Origin of the sequence: Vogesella oryzagri, assembly GCF_040148885.1 — a bacterium.
Classification (GTDB): Bacteria; Pseudomonadota; Gammaproteobacteria; order Burkholderiales; family Chromobacteriaceae; genus Vogesella; species Vogesella oryzagri.
In genome coordinates this window covers 204,725-230,879 of sequence record NZ_JBEFLD010000002.1, presented here as the reverse complement: position 1 = coordinate 230,879, position 26,155 = coordinate 204,725, and the positions used below count along the sequence as shown (strand labels likewise).

The 26,155-nt window shown below is 65.3% G+C and carries 25 protein-coding genes; 14 read left to right on the top strand and 11 right to left on the bottom strand.

Going from position 1 to position 26,155, the window contains the following annotated elements:
• The first annotated feature begins 22 nt into the window (after positions 1-22).
• The 4 genes from ABNW52_RS03785 (at position 23) to ABNW52_RS03770 (ending at position 3,063) form a co-directional block, all read left to right on the top strand.
• Positions 23-793, top strand: a complete 771-nt coding sequence (locus tag ABNW52_RS03785) for an ABC transporter substrate-binding protein (RefSeq protein WP_349584234.1) — start codon at positions 23-25, stop codon at positions 791-793.
• An 88-nt stretch (positions 794-881) separates the two neighbouring features.
• Positions 882-1,571: an ABC transporter permease gene (locus tag ABNW52_RS03780; protein WP_349584231.1), complete on the top strand. Its 690-nt coding sequence runs from the start codon at positions 882-884 to the stop codon at positions 1,569-1,571.
• Positions 1,568-2,281 (top strand): histidine ABC transporter permease HisM, encoded by a 714-nt coding sequence (hisM, locus tag ABNW52_RS03775; protein WP_349584229.1) that lies wholly within the window; start codon positions 1,568-1,570, stop codon positions 2,279-2,281. Before ABNW52_RS03780 ends, hisM begins: the two co-directional genes overlap by 4 nt.
• Positions 2,282-2,301: 20 nt before the next feature.
• Positions 2,302-3,063, top strand: a complete 762-nt coding sequence (locus tag ABNW52_RS03770) for an ABC transporter ATP-binding protein (RefSeq protein WP_349584226.1) — start codon at positions 2,302-2,304, stop codon at positions 3,061-3,063.
• A gap of 304 nt (positions 3,064-3,367) precedes the next feature.
• Here ABNW52_RS03770 and ABNW52_RS03765 read toward each other — a convergent pair whose 3' ends face one another.
• The gene (locus tag ABNW52_RS03765; protein WP_349584223.1) at positions 3,368-4,141 is read right to left on the bottom strand and encodes a hypothetical protein; all 774 of its coding nucleotides are present in this window, start codon (positions 4,139-4,141) and stop codon (positions 3,368-3,370) included.
• 488 nt (positions 4,142-4,629) lie between these two features.
• Between ABNW52_RS03765 and ABNW52_RS03760 the strand changes: the two genes are divergently transcribed.
• The 3 genes from ABNW52_RS03760 (at position 4,630) to ABNW52_RS03750 (ending at position 7,067) form a co-directional block, all read left to right on the top strand.
• Positions 4,630-4,974, top strand: a complete 345-nt coding sequence (locus ABNW52_RS03760; protein WP_349584221.1) for a cupin domain-containing protein — start codon at positions 4,630-4,632, stop codon at positions 4,972-4,974.
• A 343-nt stretch (positions 4,975-5,317) separates the two neighbouring features.
• On the top strand, positions 5,318-6,703 hold the full coding sequence (locus tag ABNW52_RS03755) for a nicotinate phosphoribosyltransferase (RefSeq protein ID WP_349584219.1): 1,386 nt from the start codon (positions 5,318-5,320) through the stop codon (positions 6,701-6,703).
• Position 6,704: 1 nt separating this feature from the next.
• Complete coding sequence (locus ABNW52_RS03750) at positions 6,705-7,067, top strand: nuclear transport factor 2 family protein (RefSeq protein ID WP_349584216.1); 363 nt, start codon at positions 6,705-6,707, stop codon at positions 7,065-7,067.
• Positions 7,068-7,291: 224 nt separating this feature from the next.
• Here the strand turns inward: ABNW52_RS03750 and ABNW52_RS03745 are convergent, their stop codons facing one another.
• From ABNW52_RS03745 to ABNW52_RS03705, 9 genes are all read right to left on the bottom strand, one after another.
• Positions 7,292-7,921: a VC0807 family protein gene (locus ABNW52_RS03745; RefSeq protein WP_349584213.1), complete on the bottom strand. Its 630-nt coding sequence runs from the start codon at positions 7,919-7,921 to the stop codon at positions 7,292-7,294.
• On the bottom strand, positions 7,911-8,456 hold the full coding sequence (locus ABNW52_RS03740; RefSeq protein WP_349584210.1) for a cysteine hydrolase family protein: 546 nt from the start codon (positions 8,454-8,456) through the stop codon (positions 7,911-7,913). Before ABNW52_RS03740 ends, ABNW52_RS03745 begins: the two co-directional genes overlap by 11 nt.
• Before the next feature lie 135 nt (positions 8,457-8,591).
• Positions 8,592-9,053, bottom strand: a complete 462-nt coding sequence (locus ABNW52_RS03735) for an SRPBCC family protein (RefSeq protein ID WP_349584207.1) — start codon at positions 9,051-9,053, stop codon at positions 8,592-8,594.
• A 76-nt stretch (positions 9,054-9,129) separates the two neighbouring features.
• Positions 9,130-9,396 (bottom strand): hypothetical protein, encoded by a 267-nt coding sequence (locus ABNW52_RS03730; RefSeq protein ID WP_349584205.1) that lies wholly within the window; start codon positions 9,394-9,396, stop codon positions 9,130-9,132.
• Positions 9,397-9,952: 556 nt separating this feature from the next.
• A complete protein-coding gene (locus ABNW52_RS03725) occupies positions 9,953-10,783 on the bottom strand; it encodes a MerR family transcriptional regulator (RefSeq protein ID WP_349584203.1) in 831 nt (276 codons plus the stop codon).
• 133 nt (positions 10,784-10,916) lie between these two features.
• Positions 10,917-14,759: a DUF3683 domain-containing protein gene (locus tag ABNW52_RS03720; RefSeq protein ID WP_349584200.1), complete on the bottom strand. Its 3,843-nt coding sequence runs from the start codon at positions 14,757-14,759 to the stop codon at positions 10,917-10,919.
• A 299-nt stretch (positions 14,760-15,058) separates the two neighbouring features.
• A complete protein-coding gene (gene pdxA / locus ABNW52_RS03715) occupies positions 15,059-16,045 on the bottom strand; it encodes a 4-hydroxythreonine-4-phosphate dehydrogenase PdxA (protein ID WP_349584197.1) in 987 nt (328 codons plus the stop codon).
• Between the two features lie 154 nt (positions 16,046-16,199).
• The gene (locus tag ABNW52_RS03710; RefSeq protein WP_349584195.1) at positions 16,200-17,477 is read right to left on the bottom strand and encodes a peptidylprolyl isomerase; all 1,278 of its coding nucleotides are present in this window, start codon (positions 17,475-17,477) and stop codon (positions 16,200-16,202) included.
• Positions 17,474-19,663 carry an LPS-assembly protein LptD gene (locus ABNW52_RS03705; RefSeq protein WP_349584192.1) on the bottom strand — a complete coding sequence of 730 codons (2,190 nt, stop codon included), beginning with the start codon at positions 19,661-19,663 and terminating at the stop codon, positions 17,474-17,476. Before ABNW52_RS03705 ends, ABNW52_RS03710 begins: the two co-directional genes overlap by 4 nt.
• An 80-nt stretch (positions 19,664-19,743) precedes the next feature.
• Here ABNW52_RS03705 and amgK point away from each other — a divergent pair, with 80 nt between their 5' ends.
• The 7 genes from amgK to ABNW52_RS03670 all read left to right on the top strand — a co-directional run bounded on the left by amgK (position 19,744) and on the right by ABNW52_RS03670 (position 24,971).
• On the top strand, positions 19,744-20,790 hold the full coding sequence (amgK, locus tag ABNW52_RS03700; protein WP_349584190.1) for an N-acetylmuramate/N-acetylglucosamine kinase AmgK: 1,047 nt from the start codon (positions 19,744-19,746) through the stop codon (positions 20,788-20,790).
• 7 nt (positions 20,791-20,797) lie between these two features.
• Positions 20,798-21,499: an N-acetylmuramate alpha-1-phosphate uridylyltransferase MurU gene (gene murU, locus ABNW52_RS03695; RefSeq protein ID WP_349584187.1), complete on the top strand. Its 702-nt coding sequence runs from the start codon at positions 20,798-20,800 to the stop codon at positions 21,497-21,499.
• Positions 21,496-22,026, top strand: coding sequence for a crossover junction endodeoxyribonuclease RuvC (gene ruvC / locus ABNW52_RS03690; RefSeq protein ID WP_349584185.1), 531 nt, complete (start codon positions 21,496-21,498; stop codon positions 22,024-22,026). Before murU ends, ruvC begins: the two co-directional genes overlap by 4 nt.
• 83 nt (positions 22,027-22,109) lie before the next feature.
• Entirely contained in the window at positions 22,110-22,583 is a 474-nt protein-coding gene (locus ABNW52_RS03685) for a hypothetical protein (RefSeq protein ID WP_349584182.1), read from the top strand.
• A 147-nt stretch (positions 22,584-22,730) separates the two neighbouring features.
• A complete protein-coding gene (gene ruvA / locus ABNW52_RS03680; RefSeq protein WP_349584180.1) occupies positions 22,731-23,324 on the top strand; it encodes a Holliday junction branch migration protein RuvA in 594 nt (197 codons plus the stop codon).
• A gap of 2 nt (positions 23,325-23,326) precedes the next feature.
• Complete coding sequence (locus ABNW52_RS03675) at positions 23,327-24,073, top strand: SDR family oxidoreductase (RefSeq protein WP_349584178.1); 747 nt, start codon at positions 23,327-23,329, stop codon at positions 24,071-24,073.
• A 121-nt stretch (positions 24,074-24,194) separates the two neighbouring features.
• Positions 24,195-24,971, top strand: a complete 777-nt coding sequence (locus tag ABNW52_RS03670) for an NYN domain-containing protein (RefSeq protein ID WP_349584175.1) — start codon at positions 24,195-24,197, stop codon at positions 24,969-24,971.
• Positions 24,972-25,417: 446 nt separating this feature from the next.
• On the opposite strand, the gene ribB is transcribed toward ABNW52_RS03670, so the two are convergent.
• Entirely contained in the window at positions 25,418-26,050 is a 633-nt protein-coding gene (gene ribB, locus ABNW52_RS03665; RefSeq protein WP_349584172.1) for a 3,4-dihydroxy-2-butanone-4-phosphate synthase, read from the bottom strand.
• Positions 26,051-26,155 lie beyond the last annotated feature (105 nt).

Sequence of the window (26,155 nt, the reverse complement as noted above, 5' to 3'; positions counted from 1 at the left end):
GTACTGCAAGGAGAAACGAGAAATGAAGAAAGCCCTGTTTGCCCTGTCGCTGGGTTGTCTGTCCGCCGTAACGTTGGCCGCACCCGGCGATGTGCTGAAGTTCGGCACCAGCCCGGCCTATGCGCCGTTCGAGTTCAAGACTGCCAGCGGCGTGGCCGGTTTCGACGTCGATCTGGGCAACGAGATTTGCCGCAGGCTGCAGGCCAAGTGCGTGTGGGTGGAGAACGATTTCGACGGCCTGATCCCGGCGCTGAAGGCGCGCAAGTTCGACGCCATCCTGGCCTCGATGAACATCACCGAGGCACGCAAGAAGCAGATCGCCTTCAGCGACCGCACCTATAACTCGCCCACCCGCATGGTGGCGCGCAAGGGCAGCAAGCTGCAGCCGACCGCCGAGTCGCTGAAGGGGCTGCGCATCGGCGTGCAGCAGGGCACGGTGCAGGAAAGCTATGCCAAGAAGCGCTGGGAAGCCGCCGGGGTCAACGTGGTGTCGTACCAGAACCAGGAGCAGGTGTACCAGGATCTGACTTCCGGCCGCATCCAGGCCAGCCTGCAGGATGCGGTGGAAGCCGAGTATGGCCTGCTGAAGAGCAGCAAGGGCGCCAATTTCGAATTTGCCGGCGGCACGCTGAAAGACGCGGAAGTCTTCGGCATCGGCACCGGCATCGGCCTGCGCAAGGAAGACGAGGCGCTGCGACAGCAGATCAACAAGGCGCTGGCCGCCATGCTGCAGGACGGCAGCTACCAGAAGTTGGCCGCCAAGTATTTCTCGTTCGACATCTACAACAACTGAGTCCTCCTCCCAGTTGCAACCGGTTCAGTTGCACTTTCCGCCATTGGTTCACTCTCGCCAATGGCGGTTTTTTTCGAAAGGAGCACCGATGCTGTTCTATGGCTATGAGGCCCAGATCATCGACGGCACGTGGATGACGGTGAAGCTGTCGTTGCTGTCGCTGCTGCTGGCCATCGTGTTCGGCCTGCTGGGCGCGCTGTGCAAGCTGTCGCCGCAGCCGCTGCTGCGCCGGCTGGCGCAGGGCTATTCCACGCTGATCCGCAGCGTGCCGGATCTGGTGCTGATGCTGCTGCTGTTCTACAGCCTGCAGATCGCGCTGAACCAGCTGACCGATGCGCTGGCGCTGGCGCAGATCGATATCGATCCGTTCAGCGCCGGGGTGGTCACCATCGGTTTTATCTACGGCGCCTATTTCACCGAGACCTTCCGTGCCGCGTTTCTGGCGGTGCCGCGCGGCCAACTGGAGGCGGCAGCGGCCTACGGCATGGGGCGGCTGCTGACCTTCCGCCGCGTGCTGTTCCCGCAGATGATGCGCTTCGCACTGCCCGGTCTCGGCAACAACTGGCAGGTGCTGATCAAGGCCTCGGCGCTGGTGTCCATCATCGGCCTGGCCGACATCGTCAAGGTCACCCAGGATGCCGGCCGCAGCACCATGGCGCTGTTCGAGTTCAGCTTCCTGGCCGCCTTCATTTATCTGGCGATCACCACCGTGTCCAGCCTGCTGCTGCACCGCCTGGAGCGGCGCTACAACCTGGGCGTGAAGGAGGGACGGCTATGATCGAGATCCTGCAACAGTACTGGCTGGCCTATCTGTGGAGCGACGGCCAGCGCCTGTCCGGCCTGGGCATGACCCTGTTGTTGCTGCTGGCCACTATCGGCATCGGCTTTCCGCTGTCGGTGCTGCTGGCGGTGGCGCGGGTGTCGGCCAGGCGCCGGCTGCGCGTGCCGGTGTACCTGTACACCTATTTCTTCCGCGGCACGCCGCTGTACATCCAGCTGCTGATCATCTACTCCGGCGTGTACAGCTTGCAGCTGGTGCAGCAGCAGCCGGACCTGAACCAGTTTTTCCAGGACGGCTTCAACTGCGCGCTGCTGGCCTTCGTGCTGAATACCAGCGCCTACACCACCGAGATCCTGGCCGGCGCCATCCGCAGCATTCCGCACGGCGAGATCGAGGCCGCCGAGGCCTTCGGCATGTCGCGCTGGGCGATGTACCGCCACATCATCCTGCCCGCGGCGCTGCGCCGCGCGCTGCCCAACTACAGCAACGAGGTGATCCTGATCCTGCACGCCACGCCCATCGCTTTCACCGCCACGGTGCCGGAGCTGTTGAAAGTGGCACGCGATGTCAATTCGGCCACCTATGCCTCGTTCGAAGCCTTTGGCACCGCGGCCCTGATCTATGCCGCCGTGTCGTTCCTGATCGTCTGGATTTTCCGGCGGCTGGAGCGGCGCTGGCTGGCCTTTCTGCACACCGGCAGCCACTGAGCCCGGCAAGGAGACATAGCATGTACACACTGATGGTGGACGACATCCACCAAAAATTCGGCACACACGAGGTGCTGAAGGGTATTTCGCTGCGAGCGCGAAAGGGCGATGTGATCAGCATCATCGGCTCGTCCGGCTCCGGCAAGAGCACCTTCCTGCGCTGCATCAACTTCCTGGAAACACCGTGTGCCGGCAGCGTGGCGCTGGGCGCGCATGTGCTGCACGCCCCGTCCGCCGGGCGGCGCAGCAGTGCGCTGCAGCGGGAACTGATTGAGGTGCGCACCAAGCTGGCAATGGTGTTCCAGCACTTCAACCTGTGGGCGCACATGACGGTGCTGGAGAACGTGATCGAGGCGCCGCTGCACGTGCTGAGCATCAGCCGCGACGAGGCGGTGGCGCGGGCGCGCAAATACCTAGCCAAGGTGGGGCTGAATGCCGGGGTGGAGGCCAAGTACCCGTCGCAGCTGTCCGGCGGCCAGCAGCAGCGGGTGGCCATCGCCCGCGCGCTGGCGATGGAGCCGGAGGTGATGCTGTTCGACGAGCCGACCTCGGCGCTGGACCCGGAGCTGGTGGGTGAGGTGCTGAAAGTGATGCAGGCGCTGGCGGAGGAGGGCCGCACCATGATCGTGGTGACGCACGAAATGGGCTTCGCCCGCGAGGTGTCCAGCCACGTGATCTTTCTGCACCAGGGCCGCATCGAGGAGCAGGGGCCGCCACAGCGCCTGTTCCAGCAGCCTTCCAGCGAGCGCCTGCAGCAGTTCCTGCGCGGCAGTCTCAAGTAAATGGGGCGCGGTTAAGCCGGGCAAGGGCACGGCCGGTTTGCTATCTCAACCGGCCGCGGTCTACCGCCTCGCCGACTGGCGGCTTGGGCCGGGCCGAAGCCTCCCCCGGCGCACCGGCCGGCCGGCGGCCTGATCGGCATGAACCAGCCGCTCTGCGGCCAACGTGGTGGGTGCTGTCTATGCCGTCGGCTATCCAGCACCACCGCCCCCCGGCGATATCCGCCTTAAGGGTTTTGCACGAATCCGGGGGAAGCCGGCGGTTGTCTGCCGCCGTGGTCGTCTCTCTGAAAGCTCCAGGCAGCGTTCACGCTTTATTCAGCACAATGGCGGCATCCGGGTGGCTGGTAGCTATGTAGTGCTGCGTGAGTGCGCTGGGGTTGCTGTTCGACGTTAGCATGCCAAAGGCCGTGCTCAATTCGATCCTGCGGTATTGCTCCATGACCTGCTCGTCTGCAAGCAGGTTTTCCCGGGCCTGCAGCAGGCTGCTGTATTGTTTTTCCGGTAATTTGACCAGCGCTTGCGAGTCGCCAAGCATCTTCCGGATATAGCCTTCTACGGGAAGACTATGCGTGCAGATAATATCGCCGTGCCGGACTCGACCGCTCGAAGAGTAGGCCAGTACGGTCCGGATTCGCCGACTGGCACTGGCCAGCGTTTCTCGCAGAAAAGTGGCAGAACAGAATGGCAGGTCTTCAACCAGTAGCCGGGTGATGCCGCGGTCGTTGATTGCCTCCAGTATTTGCTCGGCATCATCCGCCACGATCACTTCCTTGTGTGGCGGCCACACATCCAATTGTGCATGGTTGCCATGGCATTTCCCCACATGGAAAATAAAGTAGTCTGGATAGATTCTACGTTTTCCCGGTTCATTTCCCAGTTGCTGCCGATGCACCGCATAAAAATGGGTGGCCGCCGCCATTAGCAGGGAGCTTGCCCCCATCGCCCCACATGGTTGATTCACCACGATGCCGATTCGATCGCTGTCCTGGAAGCCGGGGAAAATGTCCTCCAGTGTGGCGTTACGGCCGGCCAGCTGGAACGCAAAGTCAGTCGCGGCAAGTACTGTCGTGGTATGCAATGGAAGCCCCTTGCTGTTTTATCCAAAAATCATGGCTGCGGGTTAATCATCAAGCACGGAACGGCACGGTGGATATTCAAGCGGGACAGATATCTCGCTGTGACATGCTGCCGCCGGTACTTGCCCAAACTGGGGCCATCAAAGCGGTTGGTGCGTACTACCTTGCCGCTCCGCTAACCGCCCGGAGATGGCTGCTTCGGTTGCTGTCCGGGTAATACTTCCATTACGGCATGGTTTTGCTGTGCCGGGGGCGCCAAGCAATGTATCCCGGTCGACATTGCCATGGAAAATGCTAGGCCGGCCGGCATCTTTCCCCATCCTGCTGCCATGCTGGCAGTGCGACACCGTGTTTCTTCCGCCGCGCGCTCTGCTGGCGGTGGCGCAAGCGATTGTGCCGTTCACTGACAAAGCTGGTCGGAAGCAGACAATTTCCGGCAGGGCATTGAACCTATCATGAGCGGCCCTCTATCTGATCGTCTGGAGCTGACATGTCCGATTTCATCACTGTGTTGCGTGAAACCTGCCCTATCCCGGTCGTTGATGCCACCAAGTGGAAGCGCATCGGCGGCGACCCGCATACCGTCAACCTCAATGCCTACCTCTCCAAAGACGGCAGCAAGATCATGGGTACCTGGATCTGCACCCCGGGCAAGTTCGAGGTGAACTACGAAAAGTGGGAGTACTGCCACTTTCTCGACGGTTACTGCATCATCACGCCGGAAGGCGAAGCGCCGGTGCATCTGAAGGCTGGCGATGTGTTCGTGATCGAGCCCGGCATGAAGGGCACCTGGGAAGTGGTGGAGACGGTGCGCAAGTACTTCGTTTTTGCCTGAGTCGTCAGCCTGGCCGCTTGGTTGAGGCCAGCGGCGGCAAGAAGGCTTGGCCCGGCCAAGGCCGCCGGCAAAAACCTGGCTTGGCCAACCGTGCTGATGCATGAAGCAACCGCCACCGCCAGCGTGGCTGGCGGTTTCCCGGCTTGCCAAGCCGGGCCGTGGTCGCGGTGTGCGGCCAACCTGGGCTGCGCCTCGCCCGGCGGCCGGGCGACATGGCCGTTGGCGATGCGCACGCCCGCTTAGCATCGACATGCTCGTGCCGCATGCGCCGGCCGCGAGCGGTTATGACAGTGCCGGTGGGCAGGCGTATGCTAGCTCCATCGTTACGCGCCTCTATCCTGCCATGGCCTTCAATCCCATCCTCAATACCGATTCCTACAAGCTCAGCCACTGGAAACAGTACCCGCCGGGCACCGACGGCATGTATTCCTACGTCGCTGCACGCGGCGGCACTGCTTCGCATGTACTGTTTTTCGGCCTGCAGGCACTGCTGAAGGACTACCTCAGCCAGCCGCTGACCGCTGCGCACATCGACGAGGCGGAGGCGCTGGCCGGCTTGCACGGCCTGCCGTTCAACCGTGCCGGCTTCGAGCGCATCCTCGCGCTGTATGGCGGCTACTGGCCGGTGCGCATCCGTGCGGTGGCCGAGGGTGAGCTGGTGCCCACCGGCATCCCGATGATCACCATCGAATCCACCGACCCGGAGCTGTTCTGGGTGGTGTCGTTCCTGGAAACCGCGCTGCTGCGCGCCTGGTACCCGATCAGCGTGGCCACGCGCAGCTTCCGTGCCAAGGAGATCATCCGCCGCTATCTGACGCAGACTGCCGACAACCTGGACGGGCTGCCGTTCAAGCTGCACGACTTCGGCGCGCGCGGGGTGTCCAGCTACGAGAGCGCCGAGATCGGCGGTATGGCGCACCTGGTCAACTTCATGGGCAGCGACACCCTGGCCGCGGTGGCGGCGGCGCGGCGGCACTACCACGAGCCGTGCGCCGCGTATTCGATCCCAGCGGCGGAGCATTCCACCATCACCGCCTGGGGCCGCGCGCAGGAGGGCGATGCGTTTGCCAATATGCTGGCGCAGTTCGCCAAACCCGGCGCCATCCTGGCGGTGGTCAGCGACAGCTACGACGTGTTCCACGCGGTCAGCGAACTGTGGGGCGAGCGCCTGCGCCAGCAGGTAATCGACAGCGGCGCCACCGTGGTGATCCGCCCGGATTCCGGCGAGCCGGTGCAGGTGGTGGCCGAGGTGATCGACCGGTTGGCTGCCGCCTTTGGCACCACGCTGAACCGTAAGGGTTACCGCGTGCTCAACCATGTACGCGTGATCCAGGGCGACGGCGTCAATCTGGCCAGCATCGAGGCCATCCTGTCGCGGCTGGCCAAGCTGGGCTACAGCGCCGACAACGTCGCCTTCGGCATGGGCGCGGAGCTGTTGCAGAAGCTGGACCGCGACACCCACAAGATGGCGCTGAAATGCTCGGCGGTACGCATCGGCGGCGAATGGCGCGACGTGTTTAAGGACCCGGTGACCGACCCCGGCAAGCGCTCGCTGGGCGGGCGCGTGGTGGCGGCGCGCGACAGCCGCTCCGCCTGGGGGGTGAACACGCTGGAGCGGGTCAGCGATGCCGACCTGCAGATGCGCGTGGTGTGGGAGAACGGCCAGCTGCTGCTGGACGAGGATTTTGCCACCATCCGCGCCCGCGCCGCCGCCCACCTGGAGAGCTGAGATGAGCAGTCCGGAACAAGTGGTGGCCGCCCAGCTGGATGCCTACAACCGCAAGGATCTCGACGCGCTGCTGGCCTGCTATGCCGCCGATGCCTGCATGTATGCCTACCCGGCCACGCTGGTGGCGCAGGGCCATGCCGCCATCCGCGAGCGCATGCGCCTGCGCTTCGCCGAGCCGGACCTGCATGCCGAGCTGCGCCGGCGCGTGGTGCTGGGCGAGGTGGTGATCGACGACGAGATCGTGACCCGCACCTTTCCCGAAGGGCGCGGCAGCATGACCATGACCATGATCTACCGCGTGGCCGACGGCCGCATCGTCGATGCCTCGGTGATTGCCGGCACGCCGGTACTGGACGAGAGCTGAGATCGCGCGGCGGCGCATGATAAAGGTTGGCCGCATGCGGCCAACCTTGAGTACCTAGACAAAGCCCTTGCGCGATGCGCAGGGGCTTTGTGGTGTAAACCGGAAGGCGGCCAATTCAAGCACCTGGCCGGAGCGGTCCGGCGTTGCCGGGGCCGATAAGGTTTGAACGACGCATATTGCCTGCAGCCTGGAAGCTTGGCCGCCTGCGGCCAACCTTTTGCTTGTCAGGCGGGCTGCAGCAGCTGCTGTCGCAGCCGGTGGCGCCACAGCCAGGTGGCTGCCGCCAGCACGGCCATGATGCCGTAGCTGAGCCATGGCCCGACGGCGACTGCGCGGGCCACCGGCCAGTGGAAGGCCAGCCAGATGCGGGCGGCGCATTCCGCCAGCAGGCCGCCGCCCCACAGCACGGTCATGCCGCGCAGCACGTTTTGCAGCGCTGGTAGTGCCAGCCGGGCCTGCAACTCATCCCGTTGCTGCGGCGACTGCCGCGCCGCCGCCGCCAGTGCCAGCCGCGCGAGCAGCGGCTGGCGCCACAGCAGGCTCAGCAGGAACACCATCCCCACCGCACCGGTCACCAGCGATTCGCGCACCAGCAGCCAGCGGCTGTCGCCGTCGCCCAGCATCGCCAGCAGCGACAGCGCGATGCCAGCCAGCACCAGCACGCTCATCGCATCCAGCCGACGGTGGCGGTACAGCTCCCACAGGCTCCACAGCGTGGGCGGCAAGGCAGACCACAGCAGGGCGCCACGCTCGCCCCAGCCGGCCACGGTGTGGTCATAGACCAGCCACGGCAGCAGCAGGTTGACGGCCAGGTCTGCCACTAGCGATAGGCGCGTGCGCCAATCAGGCTGCATCGTCACCGTCTTGCAGCGCCGTCAGCGGCAGTACGCGGATCGGGTTGCCCGGCACATCCATGCTGGCCCACAGCCAGTTCAGGTGCGCCACCAGCGTCTCGCCGCTGGCATGCGGGCGGTCCTTGCAGGTGTGGGCATCGGCCACCACGGTGACGGCATAGCCCAGCGAGGCGGCGCGGCGCACGGTGGTATCGACGCAGAAGTCGCTGGCGTAGCCGCCCACCCACAGGTTCTCGATCTCCTCGCTGTCCAGGTACTGGCGCAGGCTGGTGTCAAGAAAGCTGTCGCAGGCGGTTTTTTCGATTACCGGGTCATCCGCCAGGCGCTGCAGGCCGGGGTGCAGCTGCCATTCCTCGCTGCCGCGCGGCAGGTCGTCGGCCACGTGCTGGATGAATAGCACGCGGTGGCCGCAGTCGCGGGCATGGGCGATCAGCTGGTTGAGGGTGGCCAGGGTTTCGGTGCCGCGCGTGGCGCGCGGTTCCATGTCGATCAGGCCGTACTGGAAGTCGATGACAAGCAGGGCGGTGTTGCTCATGGCAGTCTCCGGTTGGCCCCGGCTGACGGTAGCCTGCCGGGGGAAGCCGCATGCTAGCAGCAAATCCGCTGGCCGCAACAGGGGCGTTCCGGCCAGGGACGGGACGCTTGCGGCCAACCTTGCCGGGCGTTGCCGCTACTGGCCGTGGCGGCTTTGCTCGCGCCAAGCCAGGATCAGGCTGCGCCACTCCGCCAGCATGGCCTGGTAGCCGGCGGCAAAGTCGCGGATGGCCGCGTTGCCGTCCTCGCTGAGTCCGGTCAGGGTGTAGCTGACGCAGACGCGGGTGTTGGCCGCATCCACTGGTTGGCAGCTCACCTGCACCTGCACGAAGCGCGAGCCGGGCGTGACCCGCACATAGCGGTAGCGGTAGGCGACGGGATCGTAATCCGCCAGCGTCCACAGCGTGCTTTCGCCGCCGTGGCCGGTACTGAACACCATGCCTGCGCTGGTGTGGCCGTCGGCCGGGTGGAAGTACTGCGGTTGCCAGTCCGGTACCCACAGCGTTTCGCCGGCCGGGGTGAACAGCGGATAGGCGCTGTCGATGTCCAGCGGCAGAGTGAACTCGCCGCTGAGGTGTTGCTGTAGTGCCTGGAACATGGTTGCCTCTCCTGAAAATGGAAAACCGCGCTGCCCCATGGCGCGCGGCATGGCATGTCTCCGGCAAATGACGGGCTCACTCTCCCTTGCGGTCCTGCAGGCGGTGGCTGGCGTCGGCATCCAGATCCAGGCCGTAGATGGCCTTGAGCTGGGCGATGGTGGCCAGGGTTTCCGCCGAGAACGGCGGCTTGCCGTCGAAGGCATGCAGCACGATGCCTTCCAGCAGGTCGCCCAGCGTCATGTCCTTGTGCTCGGCCAGGGCCTTCAGCACCTTGACCAGCCGTTTCTCCAGCCGCACCCCGGTCTGGATACGTTCCACCGCGATCGGTGCTTGTTCGGGCATGGTGAACCCCGTCATTTCGTGTGGTACATATGTACCAAGATAACTGTGTTGTGGCGGGAAGGCAAGGGCAAGGAATGGGTAGACCGGATAAGCGCAGTGCATCCAGGAGCCGCACGTGTGAGAAATCTCCCCGGATGCGCCGGCGGCTTATCAGGGCTACGATCCTTGGCGGTCAAGCCGATAAAGCATGCGGCCAACGTTGTGTGGCGCCCAATTGCCCTACGGGGAGCGCCGGGCAAAATGCTGTTCGCCAGGTATCAAGGCGGCAGCTGAGCCGTTTGACGTTAGCAAACGGCGAATTGCCGGCGCCTGGCGAATGCCGTTTTGGCCGGGGTTTCGCGGACCCGTGGTTTATTTAACTGGCTGCGGCGGCACGCCCCCTGGCCCGTCTGCCGGGCGGAACCGGCGACTTCAAACATCATCTGCGTAGCGGATACAAAACCAGTGGTATGTCAAAACGTAGCGTGCCCACTAATGGCAGCTTGCCGGTGGGCACGGCGCTGGCCTTTGCCCACCCTACGCCCGGCGCGGGAAGCCAGGCTGGCGGCCAACCCTGTCAGGCGTCGTCGTCGGTGGCGTCCATGTTCACCGGGATGTACAGCTCGACCACGCTGTCCGGGTGCTCCGGCCCCAGGAAGCGGCTGTCCACCAGCTCGAACTCGATGCCGGGCACTGCCACCAGCCCGGCTTCCGGCAGCCACTCGGTATAGGCGGCGCTGAAGGTATCCGGCAGGCCCTGTACCGGGCCGCGGTGTTCCACCACCGCGTAGTGTTGCGCCGGGATGTCGATGGCCACCATGCCGGCAGGCACGGGGGTATCTGCGGCGACTTCCAGCCCGGCGATGTAGCGCCAGCTGCCGTCCGGGTGCGCATCGCACACGCCGTAGCTGTTGGCCGACTGCACATTCTGGATTTCCGGGATGCGCGGCACGAAGCGGGTCCACAGTTGGGCGATGGTGCCGCCATCGGCCTGTTGCCATTGCATGCCGATGACGCGGAAGGCGGGGCGGGTGACCAGGGAAGGGGTTTGCATGGTGGTTTGACTCCGTGCGGGATGTTCCAGAAAGTGCGCCAGCTTGCTCAGCTGGCGCTGGCGGGTATCGATTTCCGACTGTAAGAGCCGTGCATGCCGGCTCAGGGCCTGGCGGAGTTGTGCACTGTCCTGCCAGGTATCGTCATGCAGCAGGCTGCCGATCTCGGGAAGTGACAGCCCCAGGCTGCGCAGCCATACGATACGAGCCAGCCGCTGTACATGCTGTGGCTGGTAGTAGCGGTAGCCATTGTCGTGGCCGGTATGTCCGGGGCCAAGCAGGCCGATGGCATCGTAGTGGCGCAGGGTGCGGGTTGTCAGCCCGAAGCAGCGGGCGAGCTGGCCTATGGTAAGCATGTTGGTAGCGCGGGTGGATGGCTAATGCAGGGTAGTGTCGGCGTTAGCGTTACGACAAGGTCAAGCACAAAAAAGCTTGGCCGCCAGCCCGTTGCCAGGCTTGCGGCCAACCTTTGTCACCGTGAGGTAGTGCTTACAGCAGCACGCGTTCGATGCCGCCGTTGCGCGCCTTCTCCACGTAGTCCTTCATCCAGTTGTCGCCCAGGATGTGTTTGGCCATTTCCACCACGATGTAGTCGGCCTCGGTGTTGGTGTCGTCGCTGTAGCGGCTCAGACCCTGCAGGCAGGACGGGCAGGAGGTGAGGATCTTCACCGGCTTGTCAGTTTCGCCGAGCTTGGCCAGGTCCTTGTTGATCTCCTCTTCCTTGCGGAAGCGTACCTGGGTGGCGATATCCGGGCGGGTGGCGGCAAAGGTACCGGATTCGCCGCAGCAGCGGTCGTTCTGGATCACGCCGCCGCCCAGCAGCTCGTTCACCACCTTCATCGGCTGGTAGGCCTTGATCGGGGTGTGGCAGGGGTCGTGGTACATGTATTTCTGACCGCTGACACCGTCCAGCTTCAGGCCCTTCTCCATCAGGTATTCGTGGATGTCGATGATGCGGCAGCCGGGGAAGATATCCTCGAAGCGGTAGTTCGCCAGCTGGTCGTAACAGGTGCCACAGCTCACCACCACGGTCTTGATGTCGAGGTAGTTCAGCGTGTTGGCCATGCGGTGGAACAGCACGCGGTTCTCGGTGGTGATGGCATCGCCCTTGTCCTGGTAGCCGGCGCTGGTCTGCGGGTAGCCACAGCACAGGTAGCCCGGCGGCAGCACGGTCTGGGTGCCCACGTGCCACAGCATCGCCTGGGTGGCGAGGCCAACCTGGCTGAACAGGCGTTCCGAGCCGCAGCCCGGGAAGTAGAACACCGCTTCGGCTTCTTCGCTCAGCTGCGGGTTGCGGATCACCGGGATCACGTTGGCGTCTTCCACATCCAGCAGCGCGCGCGCGGTCTTCTTCGGCAGTCCGCCCGGCATCGGCTTGTTGATGAAGTGGATCACCTGCGCCTTGATCGGCGGCTTGCCCAGCGTGGCCGGCGGTTGCGCGGTCTGCGCGCCGGTGACGCCCAGCTTCTTGCCGATGCTGTTGCCCAGGCGCTGCGCCTTGTAGGCGAGGCCAACCAGGCCGCCACGGATGGTCTTGATGGTGGCCGGGTCCTTGGCGGTGAGGAAGGCCATGCCCAGCGCGGTGCCGGGATTGAACTTCTTGTTGCCGGTCTTGCGCAGGAAGTTGCGCATCGCCACCGACACATCGCCGAAGTCGATCTTCACCGGGCACGGCTTCACGCAGCGGTGGCACACCGTGCAGTGGTCGGCCACGTCGGACAGCTCCTCGAAGTGCTTGAGGCTCACGCCGCGGCGGGTCTGTTCTTCGTACAGGAAGGCTTCGGTGAGCAGGCCCACGCCCAGGATCTTGTTGCGCGGGCTGTACAGCAGGTTGGCGCGCGGCACGTGGGTGGAGCACACCGGTTTGCACTTGCCGCAGCGCAGGCAGTCTTTCACCGAGTCGGAGATCTGGCCGATGTCGGACTGCTCCAGGATCAGCGATTCGGCGCCCAGCAGCTCGAACGACGGCGTGTAGGCCATCGCCAGGTCGGCGCCCGGCAGCAGCTTGCCCTTGTTGAAGTGGCCGTTGGGGTCGACGCGTGCCTTGTAGTCGCGGAACGGCTGGATTTCGTCGTCGGTGAGGAATTCCAGCTTGGTGATGCCGATGCCGTGCTCGCCGGAAATCACACCGTTCAGGCTGCGTGCCAGCGCCATGATGCGCTCCACCGCGCGGTGCGCGGTCTGCAGCATCTCGTAGTCGTCAGAGTTCACCGGCAGGTTGGTGTGCACGTTGCCGTCGCCGGCGTGCATGTGCAGCGCCACGAAGGCACGGCCGCGCAGCACGCGTTGCTGGATGGCGCGGATGGCGTCCATCACCGGTGCGTCGGCCTTGCCGGCGAACAGGCTTTCCAGCTCGGCCAGCAGTTCGCGCTTCCAGCTCACCCGCAGCTTGAAGTCGCGCATGGCGATGAACACGCTGGCTTCAGGGTTGGCCGCAGCATCTTCCATCGGCGCTTGCGGCCAACGGCCGGTGTAGCTGCCCAGCGGCAGGTCCAGGTTGTCCAGCAGCCACTGCCAGCGCTCGCGCACCTTGCCGATCAGCTCCAGCGCGCTTTCGCGGCGGTCGCCGATCAGCTCGTCGGCAGACAGGGTTTCCTCGCTGTCCACCGGCAGGCGGCCGTGGAAGTAGTCGGTAAGGCGGTCCAGCAGCTTGATCTTGCTGGCGATGGACAGCTCGATGTTGATGCGCTCGATGCCGTCGCTGTAGTCGCCCAGGCGATCCAGCGGAATCACCACGTCTTCGTTGATCTTGAAGGCGTTGGTGTGGCGGGCGATGGCTGCGGTACGCGAGCGGTCCAGCCAGAATTTCTTGCGCGCGTCCGGGGTCACGGCGATGAAGCCTTCACCGTGACGGGCGTTGGCATAGCGCACCACCTGGCTGGCGGCCTCGGCTACGGCGTTTTCGTTGTCCGACACGATGTCGGCGATCAGCACCATCTTCGGACGGCCCTTGGACTTGGCCTTGGTGGCGTAGCCCACGGCACGCACATAGCGCCAGTCCAGGTGTTCCAGGCCGGCCAGCTGCACGCCGGCCTTCAGCCCGGCGCCGTTCGGCTTGAAGTAGTCGGTAATCTCGACGATGGCCGGGGTGGCCTCGGCCACGGTGCCGAAGAATTCCAGGCACACGGTGCGGATGTGGCTGGGCATGCGGTGCAGCACGAAGCGCGCGCTGGTGATGATGCCGTCGGTGCCTTCCTTCTGCACGCCGGGCAGGCCGGCCAGGAATTTGTCGGTCACGTCCTTGCCCAGACCCACCTTGCGGAAGGTGCGGCCCGGGATGTCCAGCTGCTCACTGGAGATCACCGTCTTGCCGTCGTCTTGCAGGCGGGTAACGCGGAAGCTGGCCACGTCCACGTCGTGGATCTTGCCGTAGTTGTGCTGCAGACGTTCCACGAACAGCCAGTTGCCGTTCGGGTCCACCATCTTCCAGCTGGCCAGGTTGTCCAGCGCGGTGCCCCACAGCACGGCTTTCTTGCCACCGGCGTTCATCGCCACGTTGCCGCCGATACAGGAGGCCTCGGCCGAGGTCGGGTCCACCGCGAACACCAGGCCGGCCGCGCTGGCGGCTTCCGACACGCGGGCGGTAACCACGCCGGCGCCACACTGGATGGTGGCATGCTTGCCTTCCAGCCCTGGTAGTTCGATGTATTCCACACCGATGTGGCGGTCGAGTTTTTCGGTGTTGATCACCGCGCTGCGGCGATCCAGCGGCACGGCGCCGCCGGTGTAGCCGGTGCCGCCGCCGCGCGGGATGATGGTCAGTTCCAGTTCGATACAGGCCTTCACCAGCGGCGCGATTTCGGCCTCGGTATCCGGGCACAGCACCACGAACGGGTATTCCACGCGCCAGTCGGTGGCGTCGGTCACGTGCGATACGCGCGCCAGACCGTCGAACATGATGTTGTCGCGGCGGGTGATCTTTGCCAGTCGCTTGAGGATGGCGGCGCGCAGTTCACGCGTTTCGCCGAACTGTTGTTCGAAGGTATCCACCGCCACGTGGGCGGCGGCGATCATGCGGCCAACCTTGTCATTGCCGTCGCGGCGCTTTTCCACCTCGGTCAGGCGATGGCGCATGGCGCCAACCAGCGCGGTGAGGCGCTGCGGGTTGTCCAGCAGGTCGTCCACCAGGTAGGGGTTGCGGTCCACCACCCAGATGTCACCCAGCACTTCGAAAAGCATACGGGCAGAGCGGCCTGTTTTCCGCTCTGCCCGTAGTTCTTCGAGTAATAGCCACATCGGCTCGCCCAATAACCGGATGATGATCTCGCGGTCAGAATACGAGGTGTAGTTGTACGGAATTTCCCGTACCCGCTGCTGGGTGGTGGTGCTCATTTTGTCCCTGAACTTCGTCAAGTATTTGAAAACTGTTGCCAATGGTAGCTGAAATGCTGCGTCGCGAAAATTGACGCTTGCGTCAGGGTTATTCGCAGATTGTCGATTGCATACGATTCGGAGAGTAGAAGACAGGGCAAATGGCGTCGGTATGCGACAAAAACGGGTCGCAAAGCAGCTTGCGGCCTGCATTTGCCATCGCGCCAGGTCGGCGCTGGCCGTTTTGGTTGTTTATGCCTTTGTGCTGAATTGGGCACCATTTGCTGCAAGGCAGCAAATGGTGTGTAGCCAGTGCGGTCTCAGTTGCGCCGACTGGTGGCCAGTGCCAGGGCCAGCTGGGTGGCTTCGAACAGGCTGCCGGGGTCGGCACGGCCACTGCCGGCCAGATCCAGCGCGGTGCCGTGATCCACCGAGGTGCGGATGATGGGCAGGCCCAGGGTGATGTTGATGCCGGCGCCGAAACTGGCGTGCTTGAGCACCGGCAGCCCCTGGTCGTGATACATCGCCAGCACCGCGTCGGCAGTGGCGAGCTTGTCCGGGTTGAACAGCGTATCGGCCGGCAGCGGGCCGATCAGCTGCATGCCCTCGCTGCGCAGCGCGGCCAGCACCGGCTCGATGACGTCGATTTCCTCGCGCCCCATGTGGCCGCCCTCGCCGGCATGCGGGTTGAGGCCGGCTACCAGGATGCGTGGCGCGGCAATGCCGAACTTGTGCACCAGGTCGGCATGCAGGATGCGCAGCACTGCGGTGAGGCTGTCGCGGGTGATGGCGTCCGGCACGGCACGTAGCGGCAGGTGGGTGGTGGCCAGTGCTACACGCATGCCGCCGCCGGCCAGCATCATCACCACCAGCGGGGTGTGGGTGCGCTCGGCCAGGTATTCGGTATGGCCGGAGAACGGCACGCCGGCCTCGTTGATCACCCCCTTGTGTACTGGTGCGGTGACCATGGCGGCGAATTCGCCGCGCACGCAGCCGTCGATGGCGGCATCCAGCGTCGCCAGCACGTAGCCACCGTTGGCCGCATCCAGCTGCCCGGCCACCGCTGGCGCGGCCAACGGCACGTGCAGCACTTCCAGCATGCCGGGCGCCGGCGTGGCATCCGGCCGGTAGTCGTGCAGCGCCACGTCGCGCCCGAGTTGCCGTGCGCGCTGTTGCAGCAGGGTCTTGTCGGCGATCAGCACCAGCCGCGCTGGCAGCGCCAGTTCGGCCAGGCGCAGCACGATATCGGGGCCGATGCCGGCCGGCTCGCCGGCGGTGATGGCCAATACGGGAAGGGTCGGGTTCATGGCATGGGCACCAAGCGCAAACAGGGCCGGGGTGGGCCGGCGGGGTAGACACAGTCGGGGCCGGCCGGGGCCGGTGGGGTTCGCATAACCTGGGTCGGCATTTGCCGGACGCTGTGCGAATAACTAGGGCCGGCATTTGCCGGCCCTGGGGCGCTTACTTCTCGATCAGGCGATCATCGATAAAGGCGCCGGAGCGCAGTTGCTCCAGCCAGTCGGTGTAGCCCTGCTCCATCTTGCGCTGGCGCAGCTGCTGTTTCAGCGCCAGGCGTTCGCGGTCTTCGCTGACGTTCTGGCTGCGTACCTCATCGACCCGGATCAGGTGCCAGCCGAACGGCGACTTGATCGGCTCGCTGACCTGGCCGGCGGACAAGGCGAGGTAGGCGCGCTGGAAGTCCGGCACCATGTCGCCTTCCGATACCCAGCCCAGATCGCCGCCCAGCGCCGCGGTGCCGTCCTCGGAGAACTGTTTGGCCAGGTCTTCGAACTTGGCGCCGCGCTTCAGGCGGTCCTGCACTTGCAGGATGCGGGTGTAGGCATCGGCTTCGGAGGTGGCTTCGTTGGTCTTGATCAGGATGTGGCGCACCTTGTGCTGCTGCACGAATTGCGGGGCGCTGTCGTTGCGTTTTTCCACCAGCTTGAACAGGTACAGGCTGCCGCTGGCACGCACGATGTCGGTGACTTCGCCTACCGGCAGCTTGTCCAGCATCTGGATGAAGTCGGCCGGCAGCGCATTGGCGCTACGCCAGCCCAGGTCGCCGCCTTGCAGCGCGTTGGGGGCTTCGGAGTAGCTGGCGGCCACCTGTGCGAACGGCTTGCCGGCTTTCAGCTCGGCGGCGGCCTTCAGCAATTTCTGGCGGCGCTGTTCGATCTGCGCGGCATCGGCGCGCTCCGGCACGTTCACCTGGATCACGGCCAGGTGGTATTCGGCATGCTTGCTGGCGATCGCGCTTTTCAGGACCTGGTCTACTTCCTGGTCGCTGACGCTGACGCGACTGGCCAGCTCGCGCTCGCGGATGCGCTGCAGCAGCATGTCCTTGCGCACCTGCTCGCGCAGCTGCTCCAGGGTGATGCCGTCCTTGGCCAGCAGCGCGCGCAGGCCTGGCAGGTCGGTCTTGTTCTGCTGCGCCACGCTCTGCACCGCGTTGTCCAGCTCCAGCTCGCCGATGCGGATGCCGTTGTTGCTGGCAAACTGCAGCTGCAGCTGCTCGTTGATCATCTGATCCAGCACCTGGCGGGCCAGCAGGTCGGCCGGCGGCAGGCCGATGTTCTGGCGTTGCAGGTTGGCGGTCACTTCCTGCTGGCGCTTGGTCAGGTCGGATTGGGTGATCACGCTGTTGTTGACGACCGCCACGATGCGGTCGGCGGTACTGATGGCAAACGCCGGCGTGGCCAGGCCGGCGATCAGACCGGCGGCAAGGAGAAGCTTTTTCATTCGGTATCCGCGATGTTGTTGATATTGCTGTAGCCCGGAATGGCCAGGCGCAGCGTTTCCATGGGGTTGTTGCCGATGCTGCTGAGATCTTTCAGCTCCAGCTGCAGGAACACCGCATTCTTGTACTGGTTGATGTCGGTCAGATAGCGCTCGTTGACGACGCGCACGATCCAGCAGCCCTGGTTGTATTCCACCCCGGCCAGGCGCTGCAGCACTTTTTTGTCCTGCAGCGAGTAGTTCTGGCGTGCCACCGCGTACCAGTTGCGGGCAATCGGCCATTGGCCGGCGATGTCGATGGTGCGCAGCGGGCCATAGTTGCCATCGTTGTCCAGCAGTTCGTTGCGGCCAAAGCGGTAACGCAGGCTGAGCGTCTTGCCGGCGGCCGGGCTATAGCGCAACTGGGTGCTGAAGCGTTCGGTCTTGCCCAGCGACTGGTTGTACTGGTAGGTGGCGTCCAGGCGCAGGGCCTGGGTCAGATCGCCGCCGACAGTGGACAGGATGTCGGAGCTGTTCTCGGTGCGCTTGGATTCTGCACCACTGAGGGTGATGTCGTCATCGTTCAGGTAGAAGCGTTGACCTATGCCCACCCGCAGGCGTTCCAGACCGTTGCTGTTATCCAGCAGGCGGCTGGTGAGCGCGGTGGTGACCTGCTTGGCGGCGTTGATGCGGTCATAGCCGGAGAAGCGGTTTTCGCTGAACAGCTGCGCGAAGCTCAGATCGTTTTCCGAGGTATCGAAGTTGGGCAGATTGCTCTGGTCCACGCGCGGGATGTGCACGAAATAAATGCGCGGCTCCAGCGTCTGGGTGAAGTTCTGGCCCTGCAACTGGGTATCGCGCTCGAAGGTCAGGCCGCTGTCCAGCGTGGTGATCGGCAGGGTGCGGTCCAGCGTGTTGGCCGCATTGCCGTTGTAGGCATCCAGCTGGTAGCGGGTGTGGTGCAGGCCGAACTTGGCCTGGAAGAAGCCCCACGGCTTGTCCACGCCCCAGGTCACGCTGGGGTAGGCCACCGTACGCCAGCCATCCTGCAGATTGCGGTGCTCGAAGCGGGTGATCTCGCTTTCCAGATTGGCGGTAATGCCCCACAGCGTCTTGTTGCTGCTGATCGCCAGCTTGGGCACGCGCGCATATTGCTCGCTGCCGCCGGCCAGCGTCTGGTAGCGCGAGGCGCTGAGATTGAAGTTGGCCCAGCCCGGGTTGTAGTTGACCCAGGCTTCACGCAGCAGGCTGCTGCTGGTGGCGGCGGTGCTGCTGTTGCCGAAGTCGTCGTAGTAGTCTTCGTCCGACACATAGCGGCCGTTGAGGCCGAAGGTGGTCTGCTGGTTCAGCGTCTGGGTGTGTTCCAGCGCCCACAGCGAGCGGTTGCTGTCGGTCTTTTTGTCGTTCGGCAGCTGCTCGGTGTAAATCTTGCCGCTGTAGTCCGGCTGCAGGTAGCGCCCCTCCAGCCCCAGCATCAGGCCGCGCTGTTCGATATAGCGCGGGGTGATGGTGGCATCGTAGTTGGGGGCGATGTTCCAGTAGTACGGCAGCGCCAGTTCCAGGCCGTCGCTGCCGGTGGTGATGGTGGGGAACAGCAGCCCGCTCTTGCGGCCGCCGTCCAGCGGGAAGTCCATCCACGGGGTGTACAGGATGGGCACCCCTTCGAACTCCAGCCGCGCATGCTTGGCCACGCCGACGTTGCGGCCGTAGTCCAGGTCGATGGTGCCGGCCTTCAGGTACCAGGAATCATCGCCGGGCGCGCAGGTATTGGCGCGGGTGGTCTGCAGCTGATAGCTGCCCTTGCCCTGCATCGCCAGCCCTTCGGCATGGCCGCGCAGCACGCGCTTGCCCTGGCCGAAGGCGAAATCGGCATTGCGGGCGCTGCCGCTGTCGGTGGCGAGATAGGCTTCCAGCGCATCCGCATCCACCGTGCCCTCCGGCTGGCGCATGCGGGCGCGGTCGCCGGCGCGGATCAGCTGCTTGTCGACGTAATATTCCAGCCAGTCAGCTTCAAATTGCTGGTTGTCACGGGTGGCCTTTACCGAGCCGGTGGCACGCAGCTGGCTGTCCATCTGGCCAGAGATGGTATCGGCCTCCACCTGCAGCGCGCCCGCCTTGATGGTCTCGGCCAGCACAGCGGGGGAGAGGAACAGGGGCAGCAGGGCTGCAGTCAGCGGGGCGAGACGGAAGCGGGAGAACATGGATGGCATCAGCCTGTCGGTGAGTGTGGGGGCTGGTCAAAGCGGGTTACAATCGCGTCATTGTACCCAATTTGCCGATATACGCGACTATGCAGCGACTCGAAGCCCTCAAGGCGTGGTTGGCCACGCAGTTTCCCGGTCAGGATATCGCGGTGGAATTCGCCGCCGCCGATGCCGATTTCCGCCGTTATTTCCGCGCCATCTTTCCGGATGGCAGCAGCCGCATCGTGATGGATGCGCCGCCGGACAAGATGAATACCGATCCCTACGTGGCGGTGCGCGACGTGCTGGCCCCTGCGGCCAAGGTGCCGGCCATCGAGCTGCGCGACCGCGAGCAGGGCTTCATGCTGCTGCAGGATCTGGGCAAGGTCACTTTCCTCGCCGCGCTGCAGCACGACGAGCGCCCGATGGTGCACAAGCACCTGCTGCTGGAAGCCATCGATACCCTGATCGACATCCAGAAGATCAGCCAGCCGGGCGTGCTGCCGGAGTACGACCATGCGCTGCTGATGCGCGAGGTGAGCCTGTTTCCGGAATGGTTTGCCGCCAAGGAGCTGGGCAAGCCGTTCACCTTTGCCCAGCGCCAGCGCTGGGATGCGGCGCTGAAAGTGCTGCTGCCGCGCATCGAGGCGCAGGCCAAGGTGTATGTGCACCGCGACTTCATCGTGCGCAACCTGATGCTCACCGCGGATCGTCCGGGCGTGCTGGACTTCCAGGACGCGGTGTATGGCCCGATCAGCTATGACCTGGTGTCGCTGCTGCGCGACGCCTTCATTGGCTGGGACGAAGAATTCGTGCTCGACCTGGTGGTGCGCTACTGGGAGAAGGCGCGCGCCGCCGGCCTGCCGGTGCCGGAACAGATCGACGACTTCTACCGCGATTTCGAGTGGATGGGGGTGCAGCGCCACCTCAAGGTGGCCGGCATCTTCGCCCGCCTGTACCACCGCGATGGCAAGGACAAGTACCGCGGCGAGATCCCGCGCTTCATCAAGTACCTGAAGAAGACCACCCGTCGTTACAAGGAGCTGGCGCCGCTGTTCCAGTTGCTGGTGGAGCTGGTGGGGCTGGACGAAGACGACAACGACGACAGCATCCAGTCGGTGTTCAGCGCCACCAAACTGTCTTCGGAGCAGTAAGGCCGCCATGAAAGCGATGATCCTTGCCGCCGGTCGCGGCCAACGCATGCGGCCGCTGACCGACCACACCCCGAAACCGCTGTTGCCGGTGGGCGGCCAGCCGCTGATTGCCTGGCATATCCAGCATCTGGCTGCTGCCGGCTTCAGCGACATCGTCATCAACCACGCCTGGCTGGGCGACAAGATCGAAGCCACGCTGGGCGACGGCAGCCGCTACGGCGTGCGCCTGGCCTACTCGCGCGAAAAGAGTGCGCTGGAAACCGCCGGCGGCATCGCCACCGCGCTGCCGCTGCTGGGCGACAGCCCGTTCGTGGTGGTGAATGGCGATGTGCTGACCGACGTCGACTTTAGCGCGCTGCGGCCAACGTTGGCCGCACTGGACGGCACGCGCCACCTGGCGCACCTGCTGCTGGTGGCCAACCCGCCACACCACCCGGACGGCGACTTCGGTCTGCTGGCGGATGGCCACCTGTCCGGCAACGCCGCCGACGGCATCGGGCTGACCTTCTCCGGCATCGGCCTGTACCACCCGGCGCTGTTCGCCGCCATCCCGCCGCACCAGCCGGCCAAGCTGGCGCCGCTGCTGCGCGAAGCCATGGCGCGCGGGCAGGTGAGTGGTGCGCGCCACCACGGGCTGTGGCTGGACGTCGGTACGCCGGAGCGGCTGGCGGAGGCCGACGCCATCGCCAAGGGCTGGTTGCCGGCGTGAAGCGCCGCATCCTCGGCATCGATCCGGGCAGCCGTATCACCGGCTTCGGCGTCATCGACATCGTCGGTAGCCAGCGGCTGTACGTGGCTTCCGGTGCCATCCGCACCCCGCAGGGCGCCACGCTGGCCGAGCGGGTCAAGGTACTGGTACACGGCATCCACCAAGTGATCGACACCTACCAGCCCACCGAGTCGGCGCTGGAGCAGGTGTTCGTCAACGTCAACCCGGCGGCCACGCTGATGCTGGGCCAGGCGCGCGGCGCCTGCATGACCGCGCTGGTGCTGCGCGACCTGCCGGTGGCGGAGTACACCGCGCTGCAGGTCAAGCAATCGGTGGTGGGGCAGGGCAAGGCGCCCAAGGAGCAGGTGCAGTACATGGTGGTGCGCATGCTCGACCTGTCCGGCACGCCGCAGGCCGACGCCGCCGACGCGCTGGCGGTGGCGCTGACCCACGCCAACCACAGCGGCGGTGCCATCGGCAAGCTGGCGCTGCGCGGGCTGAAGGTGCGCGGCGGGCGGCTGGTGTAGCGGCATTTTCTTGTCGGCGGCCAAGGTTGGCCGCACGACCCTCTCCGACACTGTGCGTTGTGCCTTCCGGACTGGAGAACACCATGTGGAACGATTACGCCATCGCCCGCGGCTTGCACGTGCTGGCGATTGTGCTGTGGGTGGGCGGGGTGGCGTTTGTCACCACGGTGCTGATTCCCGCCATCCGTCGCCGGGTGCCGGCGGCGCAGCAGTACACGCTGTTCGAAAGCGTCGAGCATCGCTTCGGCGCCCAGGCGCGGCTGTGGGTGCTGCTGGCGCTGGGCAGTGGCGCGTGGATGCTGCAGGCCACGCATGGTTGGGCGCGGCTGCTGGACACCGGCTGGCTGCAGCTGATGCTGGCGGCCTGGCTGCCGTTCCTGCTCATGCTGTTCGTGCTGGAGCCGCTGCTGATCCACCGCTGGCTGCGGGCCAAGGCGGCGCGCGATCCGGCGGGCAGCATGCGCCTGCTGCAATGGCTGCACGTGGGCCTGCTGGGACTGACGCTGGTGGCCGTCGTGGCCGGCGTGGTGGGTGCGCACGGCGGCTGGCGCTTCTAGCTGCGGCACGGCCGGCGGCGGCGCTGTGGCACAATGCCGGGCACGCCGCCTGGCTACCCGGCTGGCATCGTGTCATCCCGGCCCGCCGCCGGCGCCGTTCCCCTGTCTCCAGCGCCGCGCTGCGGCCAACCTTTTGAAAGCACCCGCATGATCGGACGACTCACCGGCAATCTGCTCGAAAAACTGCCACCGCAAATCAGTGTCGACGTGAACGGCGTCGGCTACGACGTGGACGTCACCATGACCACCTTCTACCAGCTGCCGGCGCTGGGGCAGAAGGTGACGCTGTTCACCCACCTGGTGGTGCGCGAAGACGCCCACCTGCTGTACGGCTTCGCCAGCCGCGACGAGCGCGAAACCTTCCGCCAGCTGATCAAGGTCAGCGGCATCGGCGCCAAGATCGCGCTGGCCATCCTGTCCGGCATGACTGCCGACGAACTGGCCATTGCGGTGGCCAGTGAGGACATCAAGCGGTTGTCGTCGGTGCCGGGCATCGGCAAGAAAACCGCCGAGCGCCTGGTGCTGGAGCTGCGCGGCAAGCTGGCCACCGGCGGCAACCTCACCGTGCCGGGCGGGCTGCCGTTCGCCGCCACGCCGGATGAAAAGAGCGACATCGTCAATGCGCTGCTGGCGCTGGGCTACAACGAAAAAGAAGCCGCCGCGGCCACCAAGGGCCTGCCGGCGGATGTTACCGTCAGCGACGGCGTGCGCCTGGCGCTGAAGAACCTGATGAAGGGCTGAACATGAGCAAGGTGCTGCTGATCACTGGTGCCGGCCGCGGCATCGGCGCCGCCACCGCGCGGCTGGCGGCGCAGCAGGGCTACGCGGTGGCGGTGAACTACCACCGCAGCCAGGCTGCCGCCGAGGCAGTGGTGGCCGGCATCCGCGCCAGCGGCGGCCAGGCGGTGGCGATTGCGGCCAACGTGGCGGACGAGGTGGACGTGCTGCGCATGTTCGCCGAGTGCGAGGCGGCGCTGGGCCCGCTGTCGGCGCTGGTCAACAACGCCGGGGTGCTGGAACAGCAGATGCGGCTGGACGAGATGAGCACGGCACGCTGGCAGCGCATCCTGGCCACCAATGTCATCGGCCCGCTGCTGTGCTGCCGCGAGGCGGTGAAGCGGCTGTCCACCCGCCATGGCGGGCTGGGCGGCGCCATTGTCAACGTGTCTTCCGCTGCGGCGCGGCTGGGTTCGCCGGGCGAATACGTGGACTACGCCGCCAGCAAGGGGGCGCTGGATACGCTGACCATGGGGCTGGCCAAGGAAGTGGCGGCCGAGGGCATTCGCGTCAACGGCGTGCGCCCCGGCTTCATCTACACCGACATGCACGCCGACGGCGGCGAGCCGGGCCGCGTCGAGCGCGTGAAAAGCGCGGTGCCGATGCTGCGTGGCGGCCAGCCGGAAGAGGTGGCGGCGGCCATCCTGTGGCTGCTGTCCGACGCGGCCTCGTTTACCACCGGGCATATGCTGGATGTGGCCGGCGGGCGCTAACAGCCCGTTCCCCCGCGGCTGCACACATTAGCGGTCTGGAAACGCCGCTTTCTCTGCCGTTTTGCCTGCTCGCGTGCTGGCTTGCCGGATCGCGTTCAGGCTGTCACAACAAGGAGCCGATATGGCCAACGTAGCGGTACTGATCGACGCGGACAACGTGTCGCCATCCTGGGTGGAAGACGTGCTGGAAGAGGCCGGCAAGCTGGGCGTGCTGGCGCTCAAGCGCGTGTATGGCGACTTCAGCCGCCATGACAAGGCCTGGCGCGACCTGTGTGCACGCTTCGCCATCCACCCGATCCAGCAGTTTCCCAACACCAAGGGCAAGAACGCCTCCGACATCACCCTGGTGATCGACGCCATGGACATGCTGCACTCCGGCCGCTATCACAGCTTCTGCCTGGTCTCCAGCGACAGCGATTTCTCGCGGCTGGCCACCCGCTTGCGCGAGGATGGGCTGGAGGTGTGGGGCTTTGGCGAGGAGAAAACCCCGTCGGCCTTCGTCAATGCCTGCAGCAAGTTCGTGTACGTGGAAGTGCTGGCCATGGCCGACGAGGTGGCCAAGGCGGACGATGCCGGCAGCAAGGAAGGCGCCAGCGACAGCAGCAAGCCAAAACCGGCGGCCCGCGTGTTGCGCCCGCTGGATAAAAAACTGCGCGCCCAGTTCCAGAAGGGCATCGAGAGCATGGACGACGACGAAGGCTGGGCCGACCTTGGCGGCGTCGGCAGCCTGCTGGGGCAGTGGATGCCGGACTTTGATCCGCGCAATTACGGCTTTGCCAAGTTGTCCGACCTGGTGATGAAGTCCGGCTGGTTCGAGGTGCACAAGGCCGCCAGCGGCCGCGGCGGGGTATCGATCCGCCTCAAGCCGGGCAATGGCGGCGGTAGAAAGGCGAAGTAGCCCCTGCGTAGGGCGTTCCGCCACTAGTGCCGCACGCAGCTTGGGTTGCGCGTAGCGATACCCAACGTTTACTGGGCAAGGCAAAGGTTGGCCGCAAGCCATAACGGGTTTGCGGCCAAGGTGTTTTGGTGGTGTGGAATCCGCTACGCGGATGATGTTTGAAGTCGCCGGTTCCGCCCGGCGGACGGGCAAAGGGGGCGACCGCCGCCCCCTTTGCCATCCCCTGCTCCCCGGGGCTGCTCGAAACCCCGTGCAAAACGGCACGCCCCAGGCGCCGCCGAACTCGCCCCTCGCTAACGGCTCGGGACTCAAACAAAGCGGCGGCTTAACACCTGGGGCGCACCGTTTTGCCCGGCTCGCGCCAACGGGATGGGGTTCATCGGTTCGGTTCTGCTGTGGGTCGGGTGGACAAAGCAAGTAGCCCGGATAAGCGTGGCTGCGTTACCTCAGTGCGCGTTGCGCTCCAGCCATTCCACCAGCTCGGCCACCGTCAGCTGCGGCAGACCGTGGCGTTCGGCGTAGGCGTCCAGCTCGGCACCGCGCATCATGCTGCCGTCCGGATTCATCAGCTCGCACAGCACGCCGGCCGGACTGAAACCGGCCAGCCGCGCCAGTTCCACCGCCGATTCGGTATGGCCGCGGCGTTCGCGCACGCCGCCGGCGCGGGCGATCAGCGGGTAGACGTGGCCTGGACGGGCGAGGTCGGCGGGCTTGGCGTCCGGCGCGATGGCGGCGCGAATGGTGGTGGTGCGGTCGGTGGCGGACACGCCGGTAGTCACGCCCTCGGCGGCCTCGATGCTGACGGTGAAGGCGGTGCCGTAGCGGCTGCCGTTGTTGGGCACCATCGGTGGCAACTCCAGCCGCGCGGCGTGTTCCGGAGTCAGGCACAGGCAGACGATGCCGCTGCAATCGCGGATCATGCGCGCCATTTCTTCTACGCTCAGCGCGTCGGCGGCCAGGATCAGGTCGGCCTCGTTTTCACGGTCGTGGTCGTCGGCGACGATCACCGGCAGGCCGCGACGCAGCGCGTCGAGGGCGGTGTGGATGCGCAGGGAAAGGATATCGGTGTGAGCATTCATGGGAACGGTCCTCAAGACAGCATATTTGAGAAACACGTCACCGGGCAGGAAGCGGCGGGCCTTGCGGCCAACCTTGCGGCGCAAAACGCGCGCGCAGACAGCCCC

Bases quoted from the DNA above. Each gene is read 5' to 3' on its own strand.
- ABNW52_RS03685 (WP_349584182.1), top strand. From the start codon at position 22,110: ATGTGGAACGATTACGCCATCGCCCGCGGCTTGCACGTGCTGGCGATT.
- ABNW52_RS03750 (WP_349584216.1), top strand. From the start codon at position 6,705: ATGAGCAGTCCGGAACAAGTGGTGGCCGCCCAGCTGGATGCCTACAAC.
- ABNW52_RS03755 (WP_349584219.1), top strand. From the start codon at position 5,318: ATGGCCTTCAATCCCATCCTCAATACCGATTCCTACAAGCTCAGCCAC.
- hisM (WP_349584229.1), top strand. From the start codon at position 1,568: ATGATCGAGATCCTGCAACAGTACTGGCTGGCCTATCTGTGGAGCGAC.
- ABNW52_RS03760 (WP_349584221.1), top strand. From the start codon at position 4,630: ATGTCCGATTTCATCACTGTGTTGCGTGAAACCTGCCCTATCCCGGTC.
- ABNW52_RS03785 (WP_349584234.1), top strand. From the start codon at position 23: ATGAAGAAAGCCCTGTTTGCCCTGTCGCTGGGTTGTCTGTCCGCCGTA.
- ABNW52_RS03720 (WP_349584200.1), bottom strand. From the start codon at position 14,759: ATGAGCACCACCACCCAGCAGCGGGTACGGGAAATTCCGTACAACTAC.
- ABNW52_RS03740 (WP_349584210.1), bottom strand. From the start codon at position 8,456: ATGAGCAACACCGCCCTGCTTGTCATCGACTTCCAGTACGGCCTGATC.
- ABNW52_RS03705 (WP_349584192.1), bottom strand. From the start codon at position 19,663: ATGCCATCCATGTTCTCCCGCTTCCGTCTCGCCCCGCTGACTGCAGCC.
- ABNW52_RS03745 (WP_349584213.1), bottom strand. From the start codon at position 7,921: ATGCAGCCTGATTGGCGCACGCGCCTATCGCTAGTGGCAGACCTGGCC.
- ABNW52_RS03780 (WP_349584231.1), top strand. From the start codon at position 882: ATGCTGTTCTATGGCTATGAGGCCCAGATCATCGACGGCACGTGGATG.
- pdxA (WP_349584197.1), bottom strand. From the start codon at position 16,045: ATGAACCCGACCCTTCCCGTATTGGCCATCACCGCCGGCGAGCCGGCC.
- ABNW52_RS03710 (WP_349584195.1), bottom strand. From the start codon at position 17,477: ATGAAAAAGCTTCTCCTTGCCGCCGGTCTGATCGCCGGCCTGGCCACG.
- ABNW52_RS03675 (WP_349584178.1), top strand. From the start codon at position 23,327: ATGAGCAAGGTGCTGCTGATCACTGGTGCCGGCCGCGGCATCGGCGCC.
- ABNW52_RS03670 (WP_349584175.1), top strand. From the start codon at position 24,195: ATGGCCAACGTAGCGGTACTGATCGACGCGGACAACGTGTCGCCATCC.
- ribB (WP_349584172.1), bottom strand. From the start codon at position 26,050: ATGAATGCTCACACCGATATCCTTTCCCTGCGCATCCACACCGCCCTC.
- murU (WP_349584187.1), top strand. From the start codon at position 20,798: ATGAAAGCGATGATCCTTGCCGCCGGTCGCGGCCAACGCATGCGGCCG.
- ABNW52_RS03735 (WP_349584207.1), bottom strand. From the start codon at position 9,053: ATGTTCCAGGCACTACAGCAACACCTCAGCGGCGAGTTCACTCTGCCG.
- amgK (WP_349584190.1), top strand. From the start codon at position 19,744: ATGCAGCGACTCGAAGCCCTCAAGGCGTGGTTGGCCACGCAGTTTCCC.
- ABNW52_RS03730 (WP_349584205.1), bottom strand. From the start codon at position 9,396: ATGCCCGAACAAGCACCGATCGCGGTGGAACGTATCCAGACCGGGGTG.
- ruvA (WP_349584180.1), top strand. From the start codon at position 22,731: ATGATCGGACGACTCACCGGCAATCTGCTCGAAAAACTGCCACCGCAA.
- ABNW52_RS03725 (WP_349584203.1), bottom strand. From the start codon at position 10,783: ATGCTTACCATAGGCCAGCTCGCCCGCTGCTTCGGGCTGACAACCCGC.
- ABNW52_RS03770 (WP_349584226.1), top strand. From the start codon at position 2,302: ATGTACACACTGATGGTGGACGACATCCACCAAAAATTCGGCACACAC.